The 22,672-nt window shown below is 51.7% G+C and carries 22 protein-coding genes, 1 tRNA gene and 2 pseudogenes; 9 read left to right on the top strand and 16 right to left on the bottom strand.

Annotated elements, in window-relative coordinates; all coding sequences use genetic code 11:
* Positions 1 to 149: 149 nt before the first annotated feature.
* From MUN86_RS02595 to rpmH, 9 genes are all read right to left on the bottom strand, one after another.
* On the bottom strand, positions 150 to 1,292 hold the full coding sequence (locus MUN86_RS02595) for a serine hydrolase (RefSeq protein WP_245121365.1): 1,143 nt from the start codon (positions 1,290 to 1,292) through the stop codon (positions 150 to 152).
* 364 nt (positions 1,293 to 1,656) lie between these two features.
* On the bottom strand, positions 1,657 to 2,979 hold the full coding sequence (locus tag MUN86_RS02590; protein WP_245121362.1) for a hypothetical protein: 1,323 nt from the start codon (positions 2,977 to 2,979) through the stop codon (positions 1,657 to 1,659).
* Positions 2,980 to 3,202: 223 nt separating this feature from the next.
* Positions 3,203 to 4,516 carry an APC family permease gene (locus MUN86_RS02585; protein WP_245121360.1) on the bottom strand — a complete coding sequence of 438 codons (1,314 nt, stop codon included), beginning with the start codon at positions 4,514 to 4,516 and terminating at the stop codon, positions 3,203 to 3,205.
* A gap of 184 nt (positions 4,517 to 4,700) precedes the next feature.
* Positions 4,701 to 5,216, bottom strand: a complete 516-nt coding sequence (locus MUN86_RS02580; protein ID WP_245121356.1) for a DUF2480 family protein — start codon at positions 5,214 to 5,216, stop codon at positions 4,701 to 4,703.
* Positions 5,217 to 5,412: 196 nt separating this feature from the next.
* Positions 5,413 to 5,787, bottom strand: coding sequence for a tRNA (adenosine(37)-N6)-threonylcarbamoyltransferase complex dimerization subunit type 1 TsaB (gene tsaB, locus MUN86_RS02575; protein ID WP_245121353.1), 375 nt, complete (start codon positions 5,785 to 5,787; stop codon positions 5,413 to 5,415).
* Entirely contained in the window at positions 5,730 to 6,011 is a 282-nt protein-coding gene (locus tag MUN86_RS02570; RefSeq protein WP_245121351.1) for a hypothetical protein, read from the bottom strand. The genes tsaB and MUN86_RS02570 overlap by 58 nt, the downstream gene beginning before the upstream one ends.
* A gap of 138 nt (positions 6,012 to 6,149) precedes the next feature.
* Positions 6,150 to 7,709: a S41 family peptidase gene (locus MUN86_RS02565; RefSeq protein ID WP_245121348.1), complete on the bottom strand. Its 1,560-nt coding sequence runs from the start codon at positions 7,707 to 7,709 to the stop codon at positions 6,150 to 6,152.
* Positions 7,710 to 7,947: 238 nt separating this feature from the next.
* Positions 7,948 to 8,259 (bottom strand): ribonuclease P protein component, encoded by a 312-nt coding sequence (locus MUN86_RS02560; RefSeq protein ID WP_245121346.1) that lies wholly within the window; start codon positions 8,257 to 8,259, stop codon positions 7,948 to 7,950.
* Between the two features lie 167 nt (positions 8,260 to 8,426).
* Positions 8,427 to 8,585 (bottom strand): 50S ribosomal protein L34, encoded by a 159-nt coding sequence (rpmH, locus tag MUN86_RS02555; protein ID WP_086596110.1) that lies wholly within the window; start codon positions 8,583 to 8,585, stop codon positions 8,427 to 8,429.
* Between the two features lie 240 nt (positions 8,586 to 8,825).
* Between rpmH and MUN86_RS02550 the strand changes: the two genes are divergently transcribed.
* Positions 8,826 to 10,562, top strand: coding sequence for a M61 family metallopeptidase (locus MUN86_RS02550; RefSeq protein ID WP_245121343.1), 1,737 nt, complete (start codon positions 8,826 to 8,828; stop codon positions 10,560 to 10,562).
* Between the two features lie 124 nt (positions 10,563 to 10,686).
* A complete protein-coding gene (locus tag MUN86_RS02545) occupies positions 10,687 to 11,406 on the top strand; it encodes a hypothetical protein (RefSeq protein WP_245121340.1) in 720 nt (239 codons plus the stop codon).
* Positions 11,407 to 11,491: 85 nt separating this feature from the next.
* On the opposite strand, the gene MUN86_RS02540 is transcribed toward MUN86_RS02545, so the two are convergent.
* The 3 genes from MUN86_RS02540 to MUN86_RS02530 all read right to left on the bottom strand — a co-directional run bounded on the left by MUN86_RS02540 (position 11,492) and on the right by MUN86_RS02530 (position 13,132).
* The gene (locus MUN86_RS02540) at positions 11,492 to 11,761 is read right to left on the bottom strand and encodes a hypothetical protein (protein WP_245121338.1); all 270 of its coding nucleotides are present in this window, start codon (positions 11,759 to 11,761) and stop codon (positions 11,492 to 11,494) included.
* Between the two features lie 164 nt (positions 11,762 to 11,925).
* Positions 11,926 to 12,861: a PfkB family carbohydrate kinase gene (locus MUN86_RS02535; protein ID WP_245121336.1), complete on the bottom strand. Its 936-nt coding sequence runs from the start codon at positions 12,859 to 12,861 to the stop codon at positions 11,926 to 11,928.
* 197 nt (positions 12,862 to 13,058) lie between these two features.
* Positions 13,059 to 13,132: transfer RNA gene (locus MUN86_RS02530), tRNA-His, on the bottom strand.
* A 203-nt stretch (positions 13,133 to 13,335) separates the two neighbouring features.
* Between MUN86_RS02530 and MUN86_RS02525 the strand changes: the two genes are divergently transcribed.
* Entirely contained in the window at positions 13,336 to 14,763 is a 1,428-nt protein-coding gene (locus MUN86_RS02525) for a DEAD/DEAH box helicase (protein ID WP_245121333.1), read from the top strand.
* Between the two features lie 150 nt (positions 14,764 to 14,913).
* On the opposite strand, the gene MUN86_RS02520 is transcribed toward MUN86_RS02525, so the two are convergent.
* The 4 genes and pseudogenes from MUN86_RS02520 to MUN86_RS02505 all read right to left on the bottom strand — a co-directional run bounded on the left by MUN86_RS02520 (position 14,914) and on the right by MUN86_RS02505 (position 16,918).
* On the bottom strand, positions 14,914 to 15,159 hold the full coding sequence (locus MUN86_RS02520) for a hypothetical protein (protein WP_245121330.1): 246 nt from the start codon (positions 15,157 to 15,159) through the stop codon (positions 14,914 to 14,916).
* 5 nt (positions 15,160 to 15,164) lie between these two features.
* Complete coding sequence (locus tag MUN86_RS02515; protein WP_245121328.1) at positions 15,165 to 15,326, bottom strand: hypothetical protein; 162 nt, start codon at positions 15,324 to 15,326, stop codon at positions 15,165 to 15,167.
* A 163-nt stretch (positions 15,327 to 15,489) separates the two neighbouring features.
* Positions 15,490 to 16,184: pseudogene (gene upp / locus MUN86_RS02510) on the bottom strand (uracil phosphoribosyltransferase).
* On the bottom strand, positions 16,172 to 16,918 hold the full coding sequence (locus MUN86_RS02505) for a GNAT family N-acetyltransferase (protein WP_245121325.1): 747 nt from the start codon (positions 16,916 to 16,918) through the stop codon (positions 16,172 to 16,174). The pseudogene upp and the gene MUN86_RS02505 overlap by 13 nt, the downstream one beginning before the upstream one ends.
* Positions 16,919 to 17,342: 424 nt before the next feature.
* Here MUN86_RS02505 and MUN86_RS02500 point away from each other — a divergent pair, with 424 nt between their 5' ends.
* The 6 genes and pseudogenes from MUN86_RS02500 to MUN86_RS02475 all read left to right on the top strand — a co-directional run bounded on the left by MUN86_RS02500 (position 17,343) and on the right by MUN86_RS02475 (position 22,596).
* Positions 17,343 to 19,115, top strand: coding sequence for a hypothetical protein (locus MUN86_RS02500; protein ID WP_245121322.1), 1,773 nt, complete (start codon positions 17,343 to 17,345; stop codon positions 19,113 to 19,115).
* 146 nt (positions 19,116 to 19,261) lie between these two features.
* A complete protein-coding gene (locus tag MUN86_RS02495; RefSeq protein ID WP_245121320.1) occupies positions 19,262 to 19,621 on the top strand; it encodes a hypothetical protein in 360 nt (119 codons plus the stop codon).
* A gap of 66 nt (positions 19,622 to 19,687) precedes the next feature.
* A pseudogene (locus MUN86_RS02490) lies at positions 19,688 to 21,532 on the top strand (ABC transporter ATP-binding protein).
* Positions 21,533 to 21,596: 64 nt separating this feature from the next.
* The gene (locus MUN86_RS02485; protein ID WP_245121317.1) at positions 21,597 to 21,926 is read left to right on the top strand and encodes a hypothetical protein; all 330 of its coding nucleotides are present in this window, start codon (positions 21,597 to 21,599) and stop codon (positions 21,924 to 21,926) included.
* A gap of 34 nt (positions 21,927 to 21,960) precedes the next feature.
* Entirely contained in the window at positions 21,961 to 22,221 is a 261-nt protein-coding gene (locus tag MUN86_RS02480; RefSeq protein WP_245121315.1) for a hypothetical protein, read from the top strand.
* Positions 22,222 to 22,239: 18 nt separating this feature from the next.
* Positions 22,240 to 22,596: a hypothetical protein gene (locus tag MUN86_RS02475; protein WP_245121312.1), complete on the top strand. Its 357-nt coding sequence runs from the start codon at positions 22,240 to 22,242 to the stop codon at positions 22,594 to 22,596.
* Positions 22,597 to 22,672: the final 76 nt, after the last annotated feature.

Here is a 22,672-nt window from a genome sequence, read left to right as displayed (position 1 = left end):
AGGCTTTATTTTCCTGTACAATAGCTAGCAGCAATAATCTTTAGGCAGCAAATAGTCACCCCTATAATCTATTCCATCATAAGCCGACAAGACGCTGCTGACGAACCACTTATGTAGTTTAAGAAGTTCACAACGCCTACTAAATTCCTCTATTTTACTTCTGCAGGAAAGGATTCGACCTTCATAGATGCTTCAGATTGCCTATGGGTGGTCTCATATTGTTGAATGAGTTGTCCTAGTTGCGCAAGGAAAGGAAGGCCAATGCTGTTGTACTCGTAAGCCCCATCATTGATGATACCATCCTGATTCACATAGAGCACTGCACTCAGTAGAAATTCGGAGTGCTGTGTAGGACTGATGAAATAGGCGGCATCGGAAAGATAGCCATGAGACATCCCTACTACATTATAGATGCGAAAGGCAGAATCTAGAGCTACCTGTGGAGAACGACCGTAATAGAGATACTTTTTGTAAGCGTCGAAGAACTGTTTAGTAGCGTAAGGCCTGTAGGCAGAACTATGGGGCGTATGGTGGAGGTAATACCGAAGGAAAGCATAGTCGTTGGGCGTTAAGTTGAAACGCTGTGTGCTAGAAGTGACTTCTGGAAACAGCAGAGACTTCAGAATATCCGTGACATCTTGAAGAGGGAGGTAGTTGGCTGTGGTAAAATCGTAAGGACGAGGTACAATCTGACCACCAGCTTGATAAGCTCGACCTTTTGCTATACGGCCAAGAGGAGAATTAAAGGGGCTTGGATTGAAAAGAGCTGGTTGCTGATATATAAGCTGGCCTGAAGTTCCTAAAAAGTCAATTGGATTTGTGTGACGGTTAGCAGTAGTATCGCAGGGGGCAAACCGGCGCGTGATGCGAGTATTGGAGTAGCCTAGTTGAGCGAGCCGTTCGTTGAGAGGGCGCTGGCCAAGAAATTCATATAAGCGGTTGTAAGCATTGTTGTCACTAACTAAGAGCATCCGCTTGATGTAGTTGCCAACAGTATTTATTCTATCGGAATCGGCGGCGGGGTTGTAAGGGACGGCAGTTTGGCAACGAAAAGCAGTACGAGTAACCATAGGGCTGCGCCTGGTAAGGCCCGGTTGGTGTAGCTCATTCAACTTCTCAAGAGCCAACGCTGCAATCGGCAGCTTCACTAGGCTAGCCGGATTAAAATATTGCTTGGCGTCGAGCCGAAAGTCATGTTGGATGAAATGCGGCTGATTTTGCGCGTCGCGGTTGATTTGCGTGTAGATGATTTGCAGCTCATAGTCTGCAGCATGATTGATGACGGGTGCCAAGCGAGCGTCGGTGCGTAGGAGGCTGTCAAGTAGTCGACTGTTAGGAATACGCACAGTCTGTTTAGGAACTGTCGTAGCGTTCTGGCTTAGCCCATCTATTGGAAATAATAGCTGGAAGCACAGCACACCAATGCTGAGAAGGGACCTGGATAAATATCGGAGTAGCATTCTATTGCTGCGTACTTTAGATGAGCATGGATGCACTGTTTTTCTAACTACTAGAGAAAGTGAACTTTGGAAAAGTATTGCACGCGTGCAGTGTAAGTACAACACAATCAATTTTACTTCAACTACAACATTGCATAAGAAAGCCGTAGCTGTTAGCTACGGCTTTCTATTACTCAAGCTATACCGAAACTAGAAGTCACATAGGTCTTTGCCGACGTGCGAGCAACAGGTTAGAATCGTTTTGACGCCAGTTGTAGCCGGTACCGAAAGGTAGAGGGCGAGGACGGTGGATAGTATCGGCGTAGGCCATCGTCATGGCAGGTTGGTAGTGTTTAGCGAAAAGGTTGATAGGCCGTTTGTAAGTACCGTAATAGGTAAGTTGCCAATCTGAGGGGCGAAAATACTTCAGAGCAATGCCGGAATCGTCTTGCAGAACGTAGTTGCTGCGCTCTAGAATAAGATTGCGGACTTTACTGAAATAGGGCTTGTGCATGAGGTAAGTAGCTGACTTCACATAGGTAGTCAGGTCACCGAGACTTTTCGCATATTGAATAACGGCATCCTTGTTAGAGCCCATTTTCCAGTCGCTGATATCAGCGGAGAAGTAATAGACTTTTTGTTCGGCACCTGCTTTGTTGAGCATTATTAACTCAACTCCAGGAATGACCTTCGGGCCGGGCTTTTGAATCACAGTGCTGTCTGCATCGGTGAGTTCACCTTCTGTATTGAGTTGTACATAGCGCACGTTCTGCACTTGATGGCCGGTGCGAGTGGCGAAAAGCATCATTACAGGCAAAACGCCATCCAACATCACTGGCTTAGGAGCTTTCACTCCTGTTGTGCTAGTAGCAGTCTTTGAAAGAGAATCCTTCGGTTCCCTTGGGATTAACTGTAGTTTTGGCTTAGGTGAATTTCTTACTTTACTTGAGTTTAACTCAACCGCCATATCGTTGGTGCGGAAGAAACTGAAGTTTAGTACCGACCAGAGTGCCGCTTTGAGAGCCGGAAAAAGCTTGGGATTTTCAAGCGTACTCCGACTTGGTACCGAACCCACCGGCTCTAGCCCTAATAGCACGTAAGTTTTGCTATCGGGAAACATAGTCACGGCATTCAGTAGATCGGGACCACTGAAGGGATAAAAGATGGTGGAACTGCTGGCGCGCACGGAATCCAGCTCAGTGGCCGCCCAACTTTCAATTTTATTGGTACGGGTAGCATGGTATTGCGCCCAGCTTTTGTCGGCATCCGCAGCAAAAAGCTGCCAAGCAGGTTGCGTGGTAAGCGGACGCAGTGCACTTTGGCTACTAACTGGCTGCCCCGCTAGATACGCCGCAATATCTTGCATGTAAGCTGTGTCGGGGCGAGTTGGTCTAGACGCGGGAATAGCAGCAGTAGTGTCGGCAGGTGGTGTAGGCTTTGCGGACGGCGGCTGTTTAGTTTGGGGGTTCTTCTGTTCGGTACAAGCCGCAAGGAGTAGTAGAGCGGCCGATAAAGTGAATCGGCAAACCGGGAAACGCATCAGGCACAATGTTGATGAAGTGCGAAAGTTACTGAATAGTAGCTGAGGTGCCCCCTTGTAGTGACATGGAGCACGCCACTGTATGATGTGGGCTCTCCCTGTACTTCCAGATACTATTGCTCGTTGGTCACTTTGCCTTGCTATATACTATATGTATGTGCAAGTAGAAGCTTTTCTTTTAATCATTGCTCGTTATGGACGCAGAAAGAAACATGACCAACACCTACTCTGTAGGCTGACGACGCAGACTTACAAAGTAAATAAGCAAGCCTACCAACACGGTTACTAAGCCATATAGAGATTCTTTGGGTTTGTCGTGGACGATAAACCAGAGCGTCCAGCCATTAAGCAATAGGAACAGCAGCGGGGTCAGTGGGTAGCCCCAAGCGCGATAAGGACGTGGCAGTTCTGGCTGACGCACCCGCAAGACAAACAAGCCAAGCACCGTCATAAACGTAAACAAGCTTAGCACAAACCCGGCGTAGAGTAATACTTGCTCGAATGTGGAGGTCACAATAAAGAGAAGCGTTAGGGCAGTCTGAAATAGAGTAGCTCGCACTGGAATGCCAGTGGCGCTGAGTTTGGCCAGCCCGCCAAGCGTCGGAAGATCTTCGCCCATCACCTGCACAACGCGGGGCCCTGCAAAGATCATAGAGCTGATAGTAGACAAGAGTAAAACTGCAATGATGCTGCCCATTAGTTGCCCGCCTATAGCGCCAAAAATTTGAGTGGCCGTCACAAAGCCTACTTCTACCTGGCCTTTCAGCTTATCTAGCGGGGTGGAATACAGAAACACAAAATTCAATCCTATATATAAGAGGAGTACGGCAGCCGTGCCAACCAGTAAGATCCGGGGCAGATTGCGTTGTGGTTCTGTTACTTCACCGGTGAGATATACAGCGGCATTCCAGCCCGAATACGCATACGACACATATACCAGCGAAATAGCAAAGGCAGGACTCAATACCTCTTGCCAGCTAAGGGCAGTTGGCATGAATGAAATAGGCTGTGGGGTAGCAGCCAGCAGTCCGGCCCCGATAAACGCTACCAGCACCAACACTTTGATGGCTGTAACTACCACCTGTAGTCGGCTGCCTAACTGTCGACTCATGGCATGCACGGCCGTGAAAGCTAAAACCACTCCTATCGACAACCATTCGGGCTGGAGGGCAGGCCATACGCTTTTTGCGTATTTGCCGAGCGCCATAGCAGCCAGCGCCGTGGGAGCAGCAAAGCCTACCGTAGCAGATACCCACCCCGACAGGAAACCTACGGCAGGATGATAAATACGGGACAGGAAATGATATTCACCGCCCGAGCGGGGCATGGCCGCGGCAAGTTCCCCATAGCTTAAGGCACCGCACAAGGCAATCAGTCCTCCTACCGCCCAGAGCATAAGCAGCGCGAAGCCGCTTTGAATATCGATAACCTGAAAGCCGAGACTAGTAAATACTCCCGTGCCGACCATATTGGCAACGACGACGGCAACACCAGTTGTGCGACTGATTTTATAGGTGTCAGTAGACGGTTGCGGCATGAGGCGGTAATTGCGGAGCTAAAGATGCAAAGTTGCTGCGACTGTAGGCACGGACCATTTTGTTTACTCCTTATATAGTAGCACAGAAAGCAACAAGCCCCTAGTGCCTATCACAGGGCACAGGGGCTTGTCATCAGTTCAACTATTTAACTAATCCGGAGAAACAACTAACCCGGCGATGAGCCTAAGCCACTTTCGGACGCTTGTAAAGCGGTACTGTACTACAAGGCTCTCCGTACATAACGCTCGATGTTACGGGCAGCAGTTTCTGCATGATGGCCACGTAAGCATACGTAGGCACTGGCTTTTCACCACACCCCTTTACCACCACCTTCGTGTCGCGGTACTCTTCGGCATTGATGCTAGCAATAGCTTCATGAAACAACTCTTGCTCCAGTGCCTCCAGATTACCGAAAACGTAGCGGTGTGCGTGGCCCTGAAGCTTGCTGGCTAGCAGCATATAAGCCCAGGTAGGCACAATAGCATCAGCTGAGCAAATAATGGCGACGTTCTTACCGTCATACTGGCTCCAGTCATGGTTTTTGATGAACTCCCGAAAATCTTTTTCGCGCAGCATCAACCCGTGGAAAAGGTTCTCTTTGATGTCGTACACAACTCGCTCGCCCGGATGAATAAACTCTTCTAGGTTAAGTGAAGTGAGGGCGCTTTGCGCTACGCGGTTAACAATGATGTCTTCCATGGCAAGTTATAACGCCAAGTTTTGGCTTGGCGAATCGATTAACGATGTCGAGTGAATAAAGCAACTAGTAGCAGTAGCCTAAGTAGGCGTTGCTTCTGTTACTTTGCTTTTGGTGTAGTGGTGTACACTTCCTTCAAATAAAATGGCTCGTAATAGGCTACGTCCCGAAACTCACCACGCCGATAGGCTTCTATTGCTAATTCCCTACAGACACAGCCGAAGGTTCAATACCAGTCAAGAAGCTAGCGTTGGAGTTGTTGGTAACCAAAGGCTGAAACTTTGCTGCACCGTTGCCAAAGCATAACAAACGATGATAGGCTAATTGTTCGGCCAGCGTATCAGAATCGAGCAACAGCGGCGTGGGCGCTACAATTTCTTGTCCATTGTGCGTGTAAACGGCTGAGTACACCTCCATCCGTCGCGCATCTAGCATGGGGCAGAACAACATATCTTTGGCCGAAGCAGTCATGGCTGCCACCTGCCGAGCTAGCGCCTGTAAAGTACTTACGGCTATCAGCGGAATATCCAGCGCGTAACACAGTCCTTTCGCTGCTGCCGCCCCAATACGCAATCCAGTATAAGAACCCGGCCGTCGGAAACAGCCACAGCCGCTACACCTTGCAAAGTATGCTGACTGTTTTCCAGCAATTGGCTTACTAATACGCTTAGGTGAGAAGAATGCGACTTCTCTAGCCGTAACTCTGTCTGGCCTACTAAACTGCCGTCGGTTAGTTGGTGCAAAGCAACTGAACAAACGAGCGACGAAGTTTCGAGGGAAAGAATAAGACTAGGCATAGCGCAAAGATACAGTTTCACCTACTGCCATCTTAAATCTGAAACTTCTAGAATAGCGGCCCATTTTAACTAGATCAAGGACAACAAAAAAGCAGACTCTTGCTTGAGCCTGCTTTCTGTAACTAGAAAAACCAAATGTTACTTGTTCGTACCGGCACCTTTGGTGCTGCTGGCGGCCCGGCCGCTTGGGCGCAACAAGGCAGCATAGCGGTTGGGGTCGTTGAGCACGCTCATGGCCATCAGGATATTCGGATCGTCGTCGAAGGTAGCTTCGATTTGGCCTTTCTGAAAGTAGTAGCGCGACACGATTTCCTGCTCCAGCAAATCCTTGATTTCGGGTTTAAACCGGGTCAAGTCATTGCTTTTATTGGTGCTTACCTTGCGGCGCATAGCTTCCAATTCGGTTTTCACGTCGTCGTAATGCTTCTCTTCCTTCACTTTTTTAGTGAGGTCAGCCAATGACTTTTCAGCGTCGGTGCTGTAGCTGATGTCTTTTCCTTTCAGGAAGTCTACGAATTTCTGATACTCAGCATCTGCGAGCTTGAACTGCCGGGCAGGCACAATAGTGGGGTGTTCGGCACGATAGCGGGTAGCGTAATCGAAGAGGTAGCTCTTCTGCAGCAGCACGCGAGTGATGTCGGCAATTTCGCGGTCTTGCACTTCCACGTCGGGGGCTACGCCGCCGCCATCGTATACAGTACGGCCAGCCTGTGTTTTGAAGGCCGTGCGCAAGGAATCTGGCACCTTACCCAACGTGCCATCGTCGGCGCGGTGGGCGTAGTCAATTTCCTGGATGCAACGGCCGCTCGGAATGTAGTACTTGGCGGTAGTTACTTTCAGCTGCGAGTTATAGCTGAGCGGCCGAGTAGCCTGTACCAAGCCTTTACCGAAGGTTCTCTCCCCTATCACCACAGCCCGGTCGTAATCCTGCAACACGCCAGACACGATTTCAGACGCCGAAGCCGAGCGATTAGAGGTGATGATAGCAACAGGAATCTGCGTATCGAAGGGCACATCGAGTGCCTTGTAAGTCTTGTTCCACTCCGTCACCTTTCCCTTGGTGCTCACAATATCAAGCCCTTTATCAACGAACAGGTTGGAGATATTAACCGATTCGTTGAGCAAGCCACCAGGATTGTCGCGGATGTCGAACACAATTTTCTTGGCACCTTGCTCCTTAAGCTTGGTGAGGGCCATGCGAACTTCCTTGCCGGCATCTACCGTGAAGCCAGCGAGTTGAAAATAGCCGATGTCGTTGGTCAGCATGCCATAGTATGGCACGTTGTCCACCTGAATTTTATCGCGCGTGATATTGATTTCAACGGGTGCGTCTTGTCCGTAACGGGTCACCATAAGCTTTACCAACGAATTAGCTTGCCCTTTCAGCAGCTTGCTGATGTCGCCGTTGTTCTTTTTATCAACGTTGACACCGTTGATTGTCATGATTTCGTCACCGGGCAGCAATCCGGCCTTCTGCGCTGGGTAGCCCTCATAAGCTGCCTGCACTACAGTTTTGCCACCACGCTTGATTACCACGGCTCCAATACCGCCATACTGGCCGGTAGTTAGCGTACGGAAATCCTCGATGTCATCTTCCGGAATATAGTTGGTATATGGATCGAGCGACTTGAGCATGGCGTCGATACCGGTCTTTACCAATTTGGCAGGTGGTACCTCGTCCACATAATAAGTATTCACTTCCTTGAATAGGGTAGCGAATATGTCGAGGTTCTTGGCTATTTCGAAATATCGCTCGTTGTCGGCCGAAGCGGCGGCAACAGATACCAGTGTGGCTCCCCCAGAAGCAACCCGGCCACAATAGACTTTTTACGCATAAATGAAGGCTGGTATAAACCTCACCACTAGTCACTTCAGAGTAAGAAGCCTACTGGCAAGAACAAATGGTGCCGCGGCAGTCAGTGAAGCTGCGACTAATTCAAGGACGCTTTTTTCGGTCCTTTGTTGCGGGTGCAACAAAGGGTTCGGTTAATAAACGCTCCAGCCCTGAAATTAATTTTTTTTCAACCAGCGCGAAAGGCTTTTTTTCTTTGCCGGTGTAGATAATTGCGAGCAACCCAATGGGGTGCCCACCGTCCGCTTCCGTAAGCCGATGCTTATTGAGGCGGTAGGCCTCACGCATAAAACGCTTTAAATTATTCCGGTCGACGGCGCGCTTAAAGCTGCGTTTGCTTACGCTAACTAGCACCTGGGGAGGTGCGGTGGTAATTACTTCGGCTGGTAGCCACACCAACCGGAGGGGTATAAACCAAAAGAAGAACCCCGACCGAAAAGCTCATCGATGAGCTTCTTACGGCACAGGTGTTCTTCTTTTGAAAACGAGTAGGAACGAACCTTATCCTCTGGCTTCTCTCCTGCAGGTGAAACGCCAGACGGCAATAGGTTATTCACAGGCGCTTAGCGCTTGTGACGGCCTTCGTCGGATACAGTCAGGCGCTTGCGGCCTTTGGCACGGCGGCGGGCCAACACGTTGCGGCCGTTGGCGGTTTCCATGCGAGAGCGGAAGCCATGCTTATTGCGGCGTTTGCGCTGCGAAGGCTGGAAGGTACGTTTCATGGTATAAGTAGTGACTCAGTGACAAGTAAGGCCGGCAAAGGTACGCGCTTGACTTTGAAAAGACAAAAGTGTTGTCACCTTTTTTATGTTCATCATCGGGGGCAACTCCCAGCTTTTCGGTTGCTTATCCTAGTCGAAGGTGCGGCTTTACCCGTATCAAAAGCCACGTTTTATCCGCGTTTTTCAACCGGATAGCCGTAGCTTTACACCAGGTTTTCTGCCTACCCGCTCCGCGTTTCTATGATTCACTATTACGTTTCGTTCGAGAACCCGCTTACCTTCTACGTGCAGTTGCAAATGACTTTTGAGGTCCCGAAAGAAGGCCCTGAAACCCTAGAATTGCAATTGCCGGCCTGGCGGCCCGGACGCTACGAGCTACAGAATTTCGCTCAAAAGATTCAGCGAGTAGAAGTACTTGATGCTGCTTCACAGGACGTATTAACGACCCGCAAACTCACTAAAGACCGTTGGGAGGTAACAGGAGCAGCGGGTCGGACGGTGCAGGTGCACTACAATTTCTACGCGCACCAGATGGACGCCGGCGGTTCGTGGCTAGATGAAACGCAGCTTTATCTGAACCCAGTTCAGGGGTTTATGTACATAGAAGGCCGTCAACAAGAACCTTGTCAGGTACAGTTGCAACTCCCTGATGGTTGGCAATTGGCATGTGGCCTGCCTCAAACCGGCCCTAACACCCTACAAGCGCAGAGTTTTGATCACCTGGCCGACTCGCCCCTTATTGCTAGCCCTACCTTACAGTACCGCAACTATGAGGTGGAGAGCTTACCCTTCTACATTTGGATTCAAGGAGAATGCCCCGTGGACTGGACACGGTTAGTTGCTGACTTCCGGGCTTTCAGTGCCGAACAGCTTGCGTTGTTTGGCTCATTTCCGGCGCAGGATTATCACTTCTTAAACCAGATCCTTCCTTATAAACACTACCACGGCGTGGAGCACCTCAACTCCACGGTTATTACGCTAGGACCAGCCGAGTTGCTGATGACAGAAGGCCTGTACAAGGAGTTGCTAGGCGTAAGCTGTCATGAACTGTTTCACGCTTGGAATATCAAGAGTATCCGGCCAGCTGAAATGCAGCCCTATGACTATTCCAAAGAAAATTACTTCCGCACCTGCTTTATTGCTGAAGGCATCACGACGTATTATGGGGAGTATCTACTGGCTCGCGCTGGAGTGCGTACGGCCGGGCAATATTTCGCGGAATTGAACACCGTATTGCGCAAGCACTACGATGACTATGGCCGTTACAACCTTTCCTTGGCCGATGCCAGCATGGACCTCTGGCTTGATGGCTACAAGGCTGGCGTACCCGACCGCAAAGTATCGGTATACCACAAGGGAGCCTTGGTGGCGCTGTTGCTTGATATTACGTTACGCCGCCTCTCCAACCACGCGCGCAGCCTCGATCAGGTAATGCGCCGGCTGTGGGAAGAATTTGGCCAGACAGGAATTGGCTATACCGAGCAAGATTACATTCGAATTGTGAATGAGGTAGCAGGGCGCGATATGCAAGCATATTTCGATAAATTTATTTACGGCACCGCGCCGTTAGAAGAACCGCTCGACAAAGCCTTGGGCTTTGTGGGCTGCACGCTTCGAATCCAAGAAAATGCCGCTCCATCGGAAAGCGTATTCGGCTTTCGTACGGTGTTGAAAAACGAGCGCACGGAAGTAACCGATATTCTACCAGGCTCGCCCGCTGCGGCAGCACTTACCGTCGACGACGAGATAGTAGCCGTGAATGGGCGGCGGGTGGACATGAACTTGCACAATTTACTTTCCACTCGGGAAGACCAACACTACGAACTCAGTGTGTTTCGCCAGAATCGGCTGCTCACGGTGCCACTAATTGGGCAGGATGGGCAGCGTTTTTGGCAAAAGATTACCATTGAAAAGCTGCCCGAAGCTACGCCCGAGCAGCAGGCTAGCTTCCGGAACTGGTTGAAGCAGGAGTTTTAAGCGCGGCGTTCAGTTTTCAATTACTTCCATGTTCCGGCTTCGTGCGGTGATAGTAGTGCTGCCTCTGGCGATACTCCTATTATCTTGTTCTTTCCGAGGCCCCGCTGAGCGGGCGCAACCGGGTGTGCCTAACACATCCCCGGTTGCGCCGTTACCACGCCCGAAGCCACCACGCATCTACCGCCTCGGCCATCTCGATACTCTGGTACAGTTACCTGGCCGGGTGCTAACTATTCATCAGGCTTCGCGGGGCGTGTACGAGAAGCTGCCCCAGTCTTTGAAACTCCCTACTGTTCCTAGTTCTGCTGAAGAAGAAGCAACCTTCGACTTTGCGGCCGAAGAACGCCTCCGGTTACGCAGCGCTGGCCCGATGGTACAGCGCAAAAACACTACGCTGTGGCTGCGCCCGACTCGTACCAAGCCCCTTCGGTTCATTAACAATTCTTCTGAAGACGAAGCCAGTAATATTGCTTACGAATACATAGCTTCCATACCCACCATAAAGCAATGGCTGCTGGCTGTACGGCTGTACGAGGGCAGTTACTACCTGTTGGTAAACCAACACACCGGGCGTCGTACCCGGGTTTGGAGCCCACCGGCGGTGTCGCCCGACGCTCGTCATTTTGTATGTGGTAACTCTGATGTGTTAGCTCGCTACGAACCCAATGGACTCCAATTATGGACTGTGGAAGATGGCAACCTCCGCCTTTTGTGGGAGCGCCAAACCGAGTGGGGCTGCACACAACCTCGTTGGCTCGACAACAAAACCATCCTCTTCGAACAAGATTTCTTCGATAAAGATGATGTAGACACCCGCGTGGTACGCCTGACCGTACTGCCATAGAGCCATCCAAACCATCTAGACGTATCCTTGATAATATAAAAAGCCCCGTTGAAGCTCAACGGGGCTTTTCAATCAGGAAATGTTTCTACTTCTGGTTTTGCTGGCTTGGATTTGGGCTGTTGCGAGGCTTATTGATCCGCGACGACCGTATCTCATTGGAATTACCGCCGGGTGTATTATTCTTTGTCTCGTTGCCGGTTTCAGTAATGTGGTTCTGATTCAAATTTTGCACACCACTTGCATCCGCCTTCATATTGGGGTCGATGGACGCGGGGGTACCATTCAGTGCGTCAGGGCCCATAGGCGAGCTAACTTTCTGATTCGAGGCGGGGTTTTCTTTTTTATGCTTGGACATGGCAGTAGAGCTAAGGGTGAAGCATTACGCTTTCTTTTACCGCCTCGCCAGTTAAAGGGTTGTCGAAACAAAGCAGACTTTATGAAAGAAGCCGCCAGAAGCTAAAGCATGAGGCTTCAGTTTCCGGCGGCTTCTTTACGAGTTTCGCTTCAGCTTATACTAAGCTACACGTCCTGAGCAGCTGTGGCGGGTACTACAGCCACTAGATCGGCAAACTTCTGCTCCCGAGCTTCCACTTCTTCGGGCGTCAGGTTGAGCAAACGCTCCGTACCGAACTTCTCTACGCAGAAAGAAGCCATAGCCGAGCCGTGTACAACTGCGCGCTTCATATTCTCGAAGCTGATATCGTCGGTAGCGGCGAGGTAACCGATGAAGCCACCCGCAAACGTGTCGCCGGCGCCGGTTGGATCGAATACTTCTTCTAAGGGTAAGGCTGGCGCATAAAACACTTTGTTTTTGCAGAACAGCAGCGCACCATGTTCACCTTTCTTGATAATGACTGTCTTTGGGCCCATGCCCATGATAATCTTGGCGGCTTTCACCAAGGAGTGTTGGCCTGAAAGCTGACGAGCTTCTTCGTCGTTGATGCTCAGCACGTCTACCATTTCAATGGTCGTTTTCAGCTCATCGAGCGCCACATCCATCCAGAAGTTCATCGTGTCCATAACGATGAGCTTGGGGCGGTTAACAAGGCGCTGAATCACTAGCCGCTGCACCTGAGGCGCCAGGTTGCCGAGCATCAGGTACTTGCAATCCTGGTAGCTATCGGGGATAATGGGGTCGAAATTGGCTAGTACGTTGAGTTCCGTAACCAGCGTTTCGCGCGAGTTCAGGTCGTTGGAATACTTTCCTGACCAGAAAAACGACTTCTCACCTTCTTTGATTTGCAAACCTTCCGTGTTCACGCCGTGCTCTTCAAGGAGCAGAATGTCGGATTGCGGAAAATCGTCGCCTACTACGGCCACCAGCTTCACCGGCTTAAGCGAGTAGCTAGCCGAAAGAGAGATGTAAGTAGCAGCACCACCGATGATTTTGTCGGTTTTGCCAAAGGGCGTTTCTAGGGCATCGAAGGCTACGGAGCCGATTACGACCAAGCTCATATTAAAAGGAGTAAGAGTGATTCAAGCAGATGATTTGTCTTGCAACGCCACAAATATCCAAATCCTTCCGCACTACGCCCGTTTTTGTTGAATTAGCTGCACCACGGCAAGCTGTGGCGGGAGCTAAATACTTGGTAAAGAGCAGCTAGACATTAAAAGAAAAAGCCCCAAGCATACTGCTTGGGGCTTTCGTAGTGGGTAAGTAATGGGGCTCGAACCCACGACCTTCGGAATCACAATCCGACGCTCTAACCGGCTGAGCTATACCTACCATGTTGGGCAATGGAGCAACAAAAGTAGCGGATGTAGACGAATTCGCAAGTTTAACAAGCACTTTTTTATATCGGCAGTGTTGTTGATCATCAAACAAAGGCGCAAAACCTCTTCCTGCGCGAGTGTAACTTGCTCTATAGCTTTCACCTGTGGGTTGGGATAGGGTTCCGTACCTTTGCGCCTCGTAATTCCTCTTCTGTCATGTCCGATACGCCACAGGCGGTTTCTTTCGCCGATTTCAAGCTCAACAAGCAATTACTCACGGCCGTGGCCGAAGCCGGTTTCACCGAGCCCACGCCCGTGCAGATGCAAACTATTCCGTTGCTGCTGGCTGGCCACGACGTGCTAGGTATTGCACAAACTGGTACCGGTAAGACGGCTGCCTTCGGATTGCCGCTCCTGATGAAAGTAAAATACGCCCAAGGCCAAAATCCGCGGGCTCTTATTATGGCTCCTACGCGTGAGCTAGCCATGCAGATTGAGACCCATCTCAAGCGCCTCGCCACGTACACTGATCTCCGCATTTTCGCCATTTACGGCGGATTGGGACCAAAAACGCAGATCGAAACTATTGCGAAAGGTGTAGACATTTTGATTGCCACGCCTGGCCGGTTGTTGGAACTGTACTTACGGGGCGACTTGGTGCTGAAAGAGCTGAAAACGTTGGTTCTCGATGAGGCCGACAAGATGATGGATATGGGCTTTATGCCCCAGATTCGCAAGATTCTGGAAGTCATTCCGAGCAAGCGGCAGAACGCGCTGTTTTCAGCTACTATGGCCGAGAAAGTCACCACGCTGAGCGAGGAATTTCTGGAGTTTCCGATGCGGGTTGAGGTAACGCCTTCGGCTACCTCTGCTCAGAATGTGACTCAGAGTTTGTACGAGGTGCCCAACTTAGTGACCAAGATCAACTTGCTCGGGTACTTGCTCCGCGACCAGGAAAGCTTCAACCGAGTTATGATTTTCACGCGCAGCAAGGTGCACGCCGAAAATGTAGCGCACTTTTTGGGTCGCAGAATAGCTGGCGAGGTGCGGGCCATCCACGGCAACAAAGGCCAGAACTCGCGCATCAACGCTATGGAGGATTTCAAAGCGGGAAAAGTGCGCTTTCTGGTAGCCACGGACGTAGCTGCCCGCGGCATCGATGTGCCGGAAGTGAGCCACGTTATCAACTTTGATGTGCCCTTGATTTATGACGACTATGTGCACCGCATTGGGCGCACGGGGCGGGCACAGCATACGGGGGCAGCCATCACCTTCGCCAATGAAGCCGAAATGCACCACATAGCCCGCATTGAAGAGCTAATCAAGCAGCCAATTCCGTTGGTACCGTTTCCAGCCGAGGTAGAAGTAGCCGAAACGCCGTTTGAAGAGCAGCAGAGCATGAACCGCGAGCAGGATGAGCGTCGGCGCCGCGAGGACCCGAACTTCAAAGGGGCTTTCCACGAACGGAAAGAGTACGTGAAGCCCGGCGTGACGATTGACAAGCGTACGGGTCGGACTTACGTGGAAGGGCCTAACCGTAGCCAGAAAGGCAACAAGGCTCGGCCCTCAAAGGGTAGTGCCTCCAAGCCCGCCGTGAAAGCCGTAAAAGCGGCTATTGCTCGCTCAAAAGGCAAACGAAAGTAGAATTATGAAACAGCGGCAGCTTCTGCATACAATGCTTACCGAAAACCAAAGCGGCGTGCCATGTGGCACGCCGCTTTGGTTTTATAACACTCGTTTAGAGCTACACTCTAGTTCAATGATGGAATATGGCTAAGTGACTGAAACGGATGGCTAGCATTGTGAAAGCTCCGCCCACAGCACGGCGCTCCATAGCATGTGAAACAAAATACGCCAGCGAGGCACATGCAGTTGGGTAGCAATGACGGTGCCGCCAATGGGGCTAAACAGAATAGGAGTCAAGAAGGCAATACCTCCCATACCGAAGCGCCGAAAGATGCTCACGATACGGCGGCTCTTACGACTAAACAATGGCTTGCCTTTTTCCTCGCGCTTGCGGCGTAAATGCAGTGCCCACATCTTCCCTACCCCGAAACAAGTACCACTGTGGTCATCATGCCTGCTACCGATAGTCCCCAAATGAGAGGAAACGATAGCCCGGCAGCAATGCCCGCTACTGGAGCGGCCACAAACTTGACCATCCCCAACAAGAAAACAGAGGCGTATTTGAAGAGGTGCGGTAACACGAGGTGAGCAGCAGAGGATAAAGAAGAAAAGTTGCCGTGGTCGAACTTGAAATTACAAAGAACTAAAGCACTGTGTTGGTTCAAACTAAGAAAGTAACAACAAGAACATTTAAACGTGAAACTTTCAGTATATGATGCTTTTAATTCAGTTCACCACGTCCTCCTATAGCTTGCTGCCATACGATAAGTCACCAGCATCACCGAGGCCAGGCACGATATAGGCTTGATCGTTTAGCTTTTCGTCGATGGCGGCTACCCAAAGTGTAGCTTCAGGAATCTCGCGGGTGACGTGGGCAACGCCTTCGGGCTGGCAATAACGGCGGCAATGTGTACTTGACGGGGCGTACCGAACCGCAGCATGGCCCGGTAGGTTTGCACCAACGACTTGCCGGAAGCCAGCATAGGATCGGCCAGAATCAAAACCCGCTCATCGAGCCGCGGCGCCGACAGATAATCGACCTGCACTTGCACCTGGGCCGTGCCTTCGATGCGGTACGCCGCCACAAAAGCGCTAGGCGACTGATCGAAATAGTTGAGAAAGCCCTGGTGAAATGGCAGGCCGGCACGGAGCACCGTCGCTAGGATGGGAAAGTCGCGGAGTTGCTTGCTGCGGGACTCACCGAGCGGGGTTTGCACGGTTTTGTCGGTGTAGCTAAGCTGGGAACTGATGCGGTAGGCTATAATTTCGCCGAGGCGCTGCAGGTTGCGTCGGAAGCGCAGGGAGTCGCGTTGCACTTCCACATCGCGCAGTTCGGCTAGAAAATGGTTGGCAATTGAGGGCTCGGCGCACACAACATGCACGCGGGGGGCCAACTCAGCGCCGGTCAGGTCGGAAGTGTCGGGGGTTAGCGGATCCATTGCAGATACCAGGGACGTTGGGTGAAAGAAAGGGCCGCATAGGGTACGGGCGTGGCCCCGAAGTTGGCGAAAAAACGGGCAATTGATTCTATCATGCCGCCCTCGAAATCAAGCACAAGGTCAGTGCCAGCATGACGTTGAATTACGCTGTCGAGCAACAGCAATGGAGCCGCAGCTTTTTTACCGGCTGGCGAGGCGACCGCAAATAAATAGACAAGCCGCGTACGAAATCTTACAAACAGCGCCGCCGCAAGTAGTTCGCCGGTTTCAAACGCCCGTACCTCCAGCGGTAGTGCTTGGTTGTGCTGTTGCAGTACCGTATACAAGGCTTGCAGTTGCTGGTAATGTCGGCTTTTCAGGCCGGCTGCCTTTCCGCTGTATTGCTTGAATAATGCTAGCATTTCTTCTACAGAAGAGGACTGCGAAACAGTAAGTGGAGCGGGCAGTTCGTTGTTCTGTCGCAGCCGACGGCGGTAGTCAGCCGCGTAGCCAGCGCGCAACGTAGCATACTCAGGGTGTAGCGGCAAGTGGTAGGTGATGCGAGTTTGGCTGGTGAAAGACAGCGGTGGTAGTAGCGGCGTCTGGTCGTTGAGCTGGATATACAAGCGGGCGTAGCGCTTCGGTAAATGGCTCAGGTGCTGCAGCACATCAGGAAATTGGCTTTCTGGCAGCGCCAACAAGCCAAGCTGCTGCGTGAAGGCTGGCTGGTATATTTCCCGCCCCCAAGACGCCATTTTGTGGGCAGTGGCAGCACCGATAAGTACCGGCCTGTGCTTTCCTCTACTTCCACCGAAGCTTCCCACTGCCCTGCCGTTGCGCGAAGCCACCACGAACACGCATAGGGCACTACCTCTCGGGCCGCCGCTACACATGCGTCCCAAGCAGCAAGGTCGAGTTCGGAATAGCGGAGCAGACGAGGTGACACGCGGCAAATGTAAACATCCGCCTCCCTCGGGGCACTATAAACCCCGCAACTCAACCTGCTTGGATATACGGAACAGCCACTTAGCCACGTTGCTGCGTCTTACTCTTGTGGCAAGTGCGTAGGTTTGTTGGATTGCGCACTCGTTTTCAGAGAGCAGACTCCGTTTTATGAAAAAATATCTTCTCTTTTTAGCATCTCAAGCCTTATTCGCTAGCCAAGTTGCAGGCCAAAGCATGTCGGTACAGTTTGACGGCCCCATTCCGCCACCACAAGTTCCGACAGCCGACGCCCCAACGGCACCTAACACGGTACCGCTGGATGCAGACGTGTACCGGCTGATCGACCGGTACGCTATTAAATATGGTGGCGACTCGATAGGCAACAATCTGCACACGTCCGTTCGCCCATACACTCGCACAGTTGTGGTACGCTTGGCCGAACGAATGCTGGCCGACAGCGCAAACTTGTCGGCGCAGGACCGCTTCAATGCAGAATACTTACTGCGCGACAATTGGAACTACTCTGCACGGGCTGATGCATCCAATCGAAGCCGCCAACCAGTGCTTAAGCACTTCTATCAGCGCCAATCCGACCTTTATAGTGTGTCTATTCCCGATTTTACGCTGCGCATAAATCCGGTACTCGGGCTTTCGGCTGGCAAGGATTCGGAAACTGACGGGCTGCGCTACGTTAACACGCGGGGCGTACAGGTGGAAGGCACTATCGACGAGCGATTGGGCTTCTACACTTTCTTGGCCGACAACCAGCAAGGCGTGCCGGCCTATGTGCAGCAACGCATCCGCATCAAGCGCGATAGATCAGTACCGCATGAGGGCTACTGGAAAGACTTTAAGGTTATTGGCGGCGACCAATACGACTTTTTCACGGCCCGCGGCTACGTCACGTACGCAGCCACCAAGCACATCGGCGTGCAACTTGGCCACGACCGAAACTTTATTGGCAACGGCTACCGCTCCCTCATCCTCTCCGACTACAGCGCCCCCTATTTCTTTCTGAAGCTGAACACGCGTATCTGGAAGCTCAACTACCAGAACCTGTTCACCGAAATGATTGCCGACCGCAGCTACGACCAGAACGGTAGCCCGATAGATACCATCTATCGAAAGAAATACATGGCGCTACATCACCTTAGCTTTGATGTGACGCCAACTTTCAATGTAGGCGTATTCGAAAGTACCATTTTAGGTGGCCGTAACTTCGTACGGGATAAGAAAACTGGGCAGCCTATTCCTGGCAGCCAGCGCCGCGGGTTTGAATTGCAATACTTGAACCCCATCATCTTCTATCGGGCAGTTGAGCAGCAAGTTGGCTCGCCTGACAACACCGTGCTAGGTCTGGATTTCAAATGGAACATCAAAAACACAGCGCAGCTTTATGGTCAGTTGATGCTGGACGAGTTCAAACTGAGCGAAGTACGCGCCGGCAACGGTTGGTGGGCCAACAAGCAAGCATTCCAGTTAGGCGCCAAATATGTGGATGTGGCTGGTATTCGCACGCTTGATGTGCAGGGAGAATTCAATTACATCCGCCCATACACCTATCAGCACAAAGACAGCTATACCGACTACCAGAACTATCAGCAGCCCCTCGCCCACCCGATGGGCGCCAACTTGTATGAACTGCTCGGCATAGTGAGCTACCAGCCCATTCCGCGTTTGCAGTTGGTGGGTAAGTTGTTTTACACCGTGCAAGGCCTTGACCGAACTTATGATGATGGTTCTATCAAGAACTACGGTGGTAACCCGCTGATTTCCTACGACACCAAACCGGAAGAGCAAAACTATGGCAACAATGTAGGGCAAGGCAACCGCACCCATTTGGTCCACACCGATTTCACGGCCACTTATCAGCCGCGGCACAACCTGTGGCTAGATGCCAAGCTGATTGTGCGCCGTCAGTCGTCTATCGATGCCGCTACCCAAAATACGGTATTCCCATCGTTGGCCTTACGCTGGAACATTGCGCAGCGCCTACACGAGTTTTAATCGTTGATTTAGCGCCCACTTGCTAAGGATTCATCCCTCGCAAGAAGACCTTTTATGTAAAGGAACTGTCCGTGCGGCAGGGTCTTGCAAAACAGTGCTGGGTTAGCAGTTACAATTATTTCTTTGAGTCACTCTATCAAGCATCTATGCGTCACGAGCCTGCTAACCTGTTGCTTTATCGTCCAGTTAACCAGCAGGAAATGGATTTGATAGCCGCTTCTGGGTGGGTGGAATTTCCACCGCGCTTACCGGAGCAGCCCATATTTTACCCGGTGCTGAACGAGGAGTACGCCGCTCAGATAGCGCGCGATTGGAACGTACCGTACTACGGCGTGGGCTATGTGCTGCGCTTTGCCGTGGACGCCGACTATGCAGCTTCATTTCCGGTGCAAAATGTGGGCAACCGGGAGCATGAGGAATTGTGGGTACCGGCCGAAGAACTTGCAGAGTTCAACCGCCACATTTTAGGGCAAATTGAGGTGGTAGCCGTCTTCGAAGCAAAGTAGTCTGCTCACCCGCTTGGTGCCGCACCGTTACCAAGCTTAGCAGATGCGTTACCTTTGCTGCTTCCGATGAAGACCTACCTGCGCATTCTGCATTACGCCCGGCCGTTGGCCAATTTTCTGCCGCAATATTTACTGTACACGCTGCTGAACATTTTTTTTGGGCTAGCCAATTTCACGCTCATCATTCCCTTGTTGAGCGTCCTCTTCGACAAGACCGACAAGATTCCTTTGCAGGCACCCGACCACCTGCCTGCCTTTCGCCCTAGCTTCGATTGGGTGAAGGATAGCTTTAATTTTTTCTTCGCCGACGTATTAACTAGCCAGGGCAAGATGGGCGCGCTGGCGTTTGTGTGCGCCGTGGTGGTGGTGTCAGTATTGCTGAGCAACGTATTTCGGTACTTAAGCCTTCGGTTATTAGCTAAAGTGCGCGCCCGCGTCATCCAAAACTTGCGGCACGATTTGTATCAGCGCATTATTGGCTTACCGCTTAGCTTTTTTGGGAGCGAGCGGAAGGGTGATTTGATGTCGCACTTTACATCGGATGTGCAGGAGGTGGAAACGTCGGTAGTGAACACCATGACGGCCGTCATTCGCGAGCCGCTAACTATTATTGCGTACTTCGCCCTGCTGTTTTACATCTCCGTACCGCTCACGCTCTTTACGCTGATATTGCTGCCAATATCAGGTGGGCTGATAGCCGGTATTTCCAAGCGCTTGCGTCGGCAGGCGCAGCAAAGCCAAAGCACCCTCGGCTCCATGCTCTCAGTTATCGACGAAACTTTGGGTGGCGTCCGGGTTATCAAGGCATTCAACGCGCAGGACTACATCAAAGAGAAATTTGCGCAGCAAAACGACCTGTATGCTCGCACTTCCCGCGCCATCGACAACACCCGCGACCTAGCTTCCCCATTTTCCGAGTTTGCGGGAGTCACGGTGGTAGCGGGGCTACTTTATTTCGGGGTTTATTGATTCTAGGCGGGCAGTCGAGTTTGACGGGCGAAACGTTTATCGGCTACGTGATTCTGTTTTCGCAGGTGCTCACGCCGGCCAAGGCGCTGTCATCTTCATTTGGCAACATTCAGCGTGGACTAGTGGCCGGCGAGCGAGTATTGCGCATTATCGACACCGAGCCAACTATTCGCGACAAGCCGAATGCTGAAGTGCTGCCGCCTTTCCAGCACCGAATAGAGCTGCGCAACTTACAATTTGCCTACGGCGATACGCCCGTACTGCAAGACATCAACTTGGTTATCCAGAAAGGTAAAACTGTAGCGCTAGTAGGCCCATCAGGTTCGGGTAAAAGCACGCTGGCGGACTTGCTACCACGTTTCTATGATGCTACCGGCGGTCAAATCCTTATTGATGGTCACGATGTGCGCGACTGCACCATTCATTCGGTGCGTGAGCAAATGGGCATCGTAACGCAGGAGAGCATCCTGTTCAACGACACTATCTACAACAACATTCGCTTCAACACGCAGGCCACCGAAGCTGAGGTGATAGAGGCTGCCCGCATTGCCAATGCCCACGACTTCATCATGGCCACCCCGATGGCTACCAAACCGTCATTGGCGACCGGGCGGACGGCTCTCGGGTGGGCAGCGCCAGCGCCTAAGCATTGCCCGCGCAATTTTGCGCAATCCGCCTATCCTCATTCTCGACGAAGCCACCTCAGCCCTCGATACGGAAAGCGAAAAGCTCGTGCAGGAAGCGCTAACTCGGTTGATGCAACACCGCACCTCGCTGGTAATTGCCCACCGCCTCAGCACAGTGCAGCACGCCGACGAAATCATTGTGCTGCACCAAGGCCGTATTGCAGAACGTGGCACCCACGACGAATTGCTGCGTCAGCCCGGTGGCCTCTACCAGCGCCTAAGCCAACTTCAGGCTACCAACGCCGCGTTGGTGTAGCACAACAGTTTATAGGGCAGTATTGCGTAGGTTTGACGCAAGTATCTTCAACTTTTTATATTCTATGCGCTACATCAAGGTTGCGTTGATTTCCATTGTCGTCCTGTTCTTGGGCATGGTGCTCTGGATGGCGTACTTCTTCTACTTTCGAACTGATGGCAAGGGCCACGTAGTACGCGAAGCCGACTCTCCTGTTGCCGAAGCCAATGGGCAACCCTTACTCGCTCGGGCCGATGCTCTTATGGCGGGTGGCAATTACGCTCCGGCCCGCCTCCTGCTCGACTCATTGCGCGATGCGGACGCCAACCCGAATATGTTTATTGCTACCGAGGCGCTCATGCAGCGCTACGATACCCTCAGAACTCGTCAACGGCAAGACGCCCCGACGGAGTAATACAGTAATTTTCTTTAAGCTTCTCTTGTTCAATATGTCTGCACCTGATTCAAAAACTCCTTGGTATCAGTCGCGCTGGTTTTGGGTGCTTGCGTTGGTGATGCTTGGACTCCGGTTTGGCTATAAGACGTGGCAGCAAAATCAACGACCTAGCTACGAAACGACTCTCGAAAGGCTGGAAGAGCGAAACCAAAAGCTAAAAGAGCAACTACAAGCCTCCGAAGCGGCAAGTGCGGCGCCGGTAGTCGTAGCCGACTCTACCCTACTAACTGACTCCTCAGCTGTATCACGTTAGACTACGAGCACCAGAAATATGGCCGCTTCCACCAACTCTGCGCGCCGCCATGTAGCTACTATCATCGTGCTCTTACTGCTTTTGCAAGCAGGCCGGTGGCTGTGGCGCACGTACCAACATGCGCAGGAAGCACCTCAACAGCAGGCAACTACTGCTTTGCAACAGAAAATAGCTGCCAGCCATGCCTACGACAACGCTCTGCTGAGAGCAAACAAGCTGCTCGACCGACAAGACACAGCAGTTGCCCGCCGCCTACTCGACTCGCTCGAGCAGCTTTCCACCAAGGATTTGTTTCAGATCGAGCTACAAAAACTTAAGACACTCCAACAGCGGCTTGATTCTTTGCAAAGCGCAACTGCTAGCACGCAGCGTTGATTAGGAATCGATTGGAAGTAAATAGCTCGGCAGTAGCAAGGAATTCCAAGTAACGAAAGCCTATATTTAACCCGAC

Origin of the sequence: Hymenobacter volaticus (assembly GCF_022921055.1) — a bacterium.
Taxonomy (GTDB): Bacteria; Bacteroidota; Bacteroidia; order Cytophagales; family Hymenobacteraceae; genus Hymenobacter; species Hymenobacter volaticus.
Note: the sequence above shows the minus strand (reverse complement) of the source record. Positions and strands in the feature narration are given on the sequence as shown.

Bases quoted from the DNA above. Each gene is read 5' to 3' on its own strand.
- MUN86_RS02505 (WP_245121325.1), bottom strand. From the start codon at position 16,918: ATGGCGTCTTGGGGGCGGGAAATATACCAGCCAGCCTTCACGCAGCAG.
- MUN86_RS02550 (WP_245121343.1), top strand. From the start codon at position 8,826: ATGATTCACTATTACGTTTCGTTCGAGAACCCGCTTACCTTCTACGTG.
- MUN86_RS02535 (WP_245121336.1), bottom strand. From the start codon at position 12,861: ATGAGCTTGGTCGTAATCGGCTCCGTAGCCTTCGATGCCCTAGAAACG.
- MUN86_RS02580 (WP_245121356.1), bottom strand. From the start codon at position 5,216: ATGGAAGACATCATTGTTAACCGCGTAGCGCAAAGCGCCCTCACTTCA.
- MUN86_RS02540 (WP_245121338.1), bottom strand. From the start codon at position 11,761: ATGTCCAAGCATAAAAAAGAAAACCCCGCCTCGAATCAGAAAGTTAGC.
- MUN86_RS02480 (WP_245121315.1), top strand. From the start codon at position 21,961: ATGTCTGCACCTGATTCAAAAACTCCTTGGTATCAGTCGCGCTGGTTT.
- MUN86_RS02520 (WP_245121330.1), bottom strand. From the start codon at position 15,159: ATGTGGGCACTGCATTTACGCCGCAAGCGCGAGGAAAAAGGCAAGCCA.
- MUN86_RS02525 (WP_245121333.1), top strand. From the start codon at position 13,336: ATGTCCGATACGCCACAGGCGGTTTCTTTCGCCGATTTCAAGCTCAAC.
- MUN86_RS02590 (WP_245121362.1), bottom strand. From the start codon at position 2,979: ATGCGTTTCCCGGTTTGCCGATTCACTTTATCGGCCGCTCTACTACTC.
- rpmH (WP_086596110.1), bottom strand. From the start codon at position 8,585: ATGAAACGTACCTTCCAGCCTTCGCAGCGCAAACGCCGCAATAAGCAT.
- MUN86_RS02495 (WP_245121320.1), top strand. From the start codon at position 19,262: ATGCGTCACGAGCCTGCTAACCTGTTGCTTTATCGTCCAGTTAACCAG.
- MUN86_RS02570 (WP_245121351.1), bottom strand. From the start codon at position 6,011: ATGCCTAGTCTTATTCTTTCCCTCGAAACTTCGTCGCTCGTTTGTTCA.
- MUN86_RS02500 (WP_245121322.1), top strand. From the start codon at position 17,343: ATGTCGGTACAGTTTGACGGCCCCATTCCGCCACCACAAGTTCCGACA.
- MUN86_RS02475 (WP_245121312.1), top strand. From the start codon at position 22,240: ATGGCCGCTTCCACCAACTCTGCGCGCCGCCATGTAGCTACTATCATC.
- MUN86_RS02485 (WP_245121317.1), top strand. From the start codon at position 21,597: ATGCGCTACATCAAGGTTGCGTTGATTTCCATTGTCGTCCTGTTCTTG.
- MUN86_RS02585 (WP_245121360.1), bottom strand. From the start codon at position 4,516: ATGCCGCAACCGTCTACTGACACCTATAAAATCAGTCGCACAACTGGT.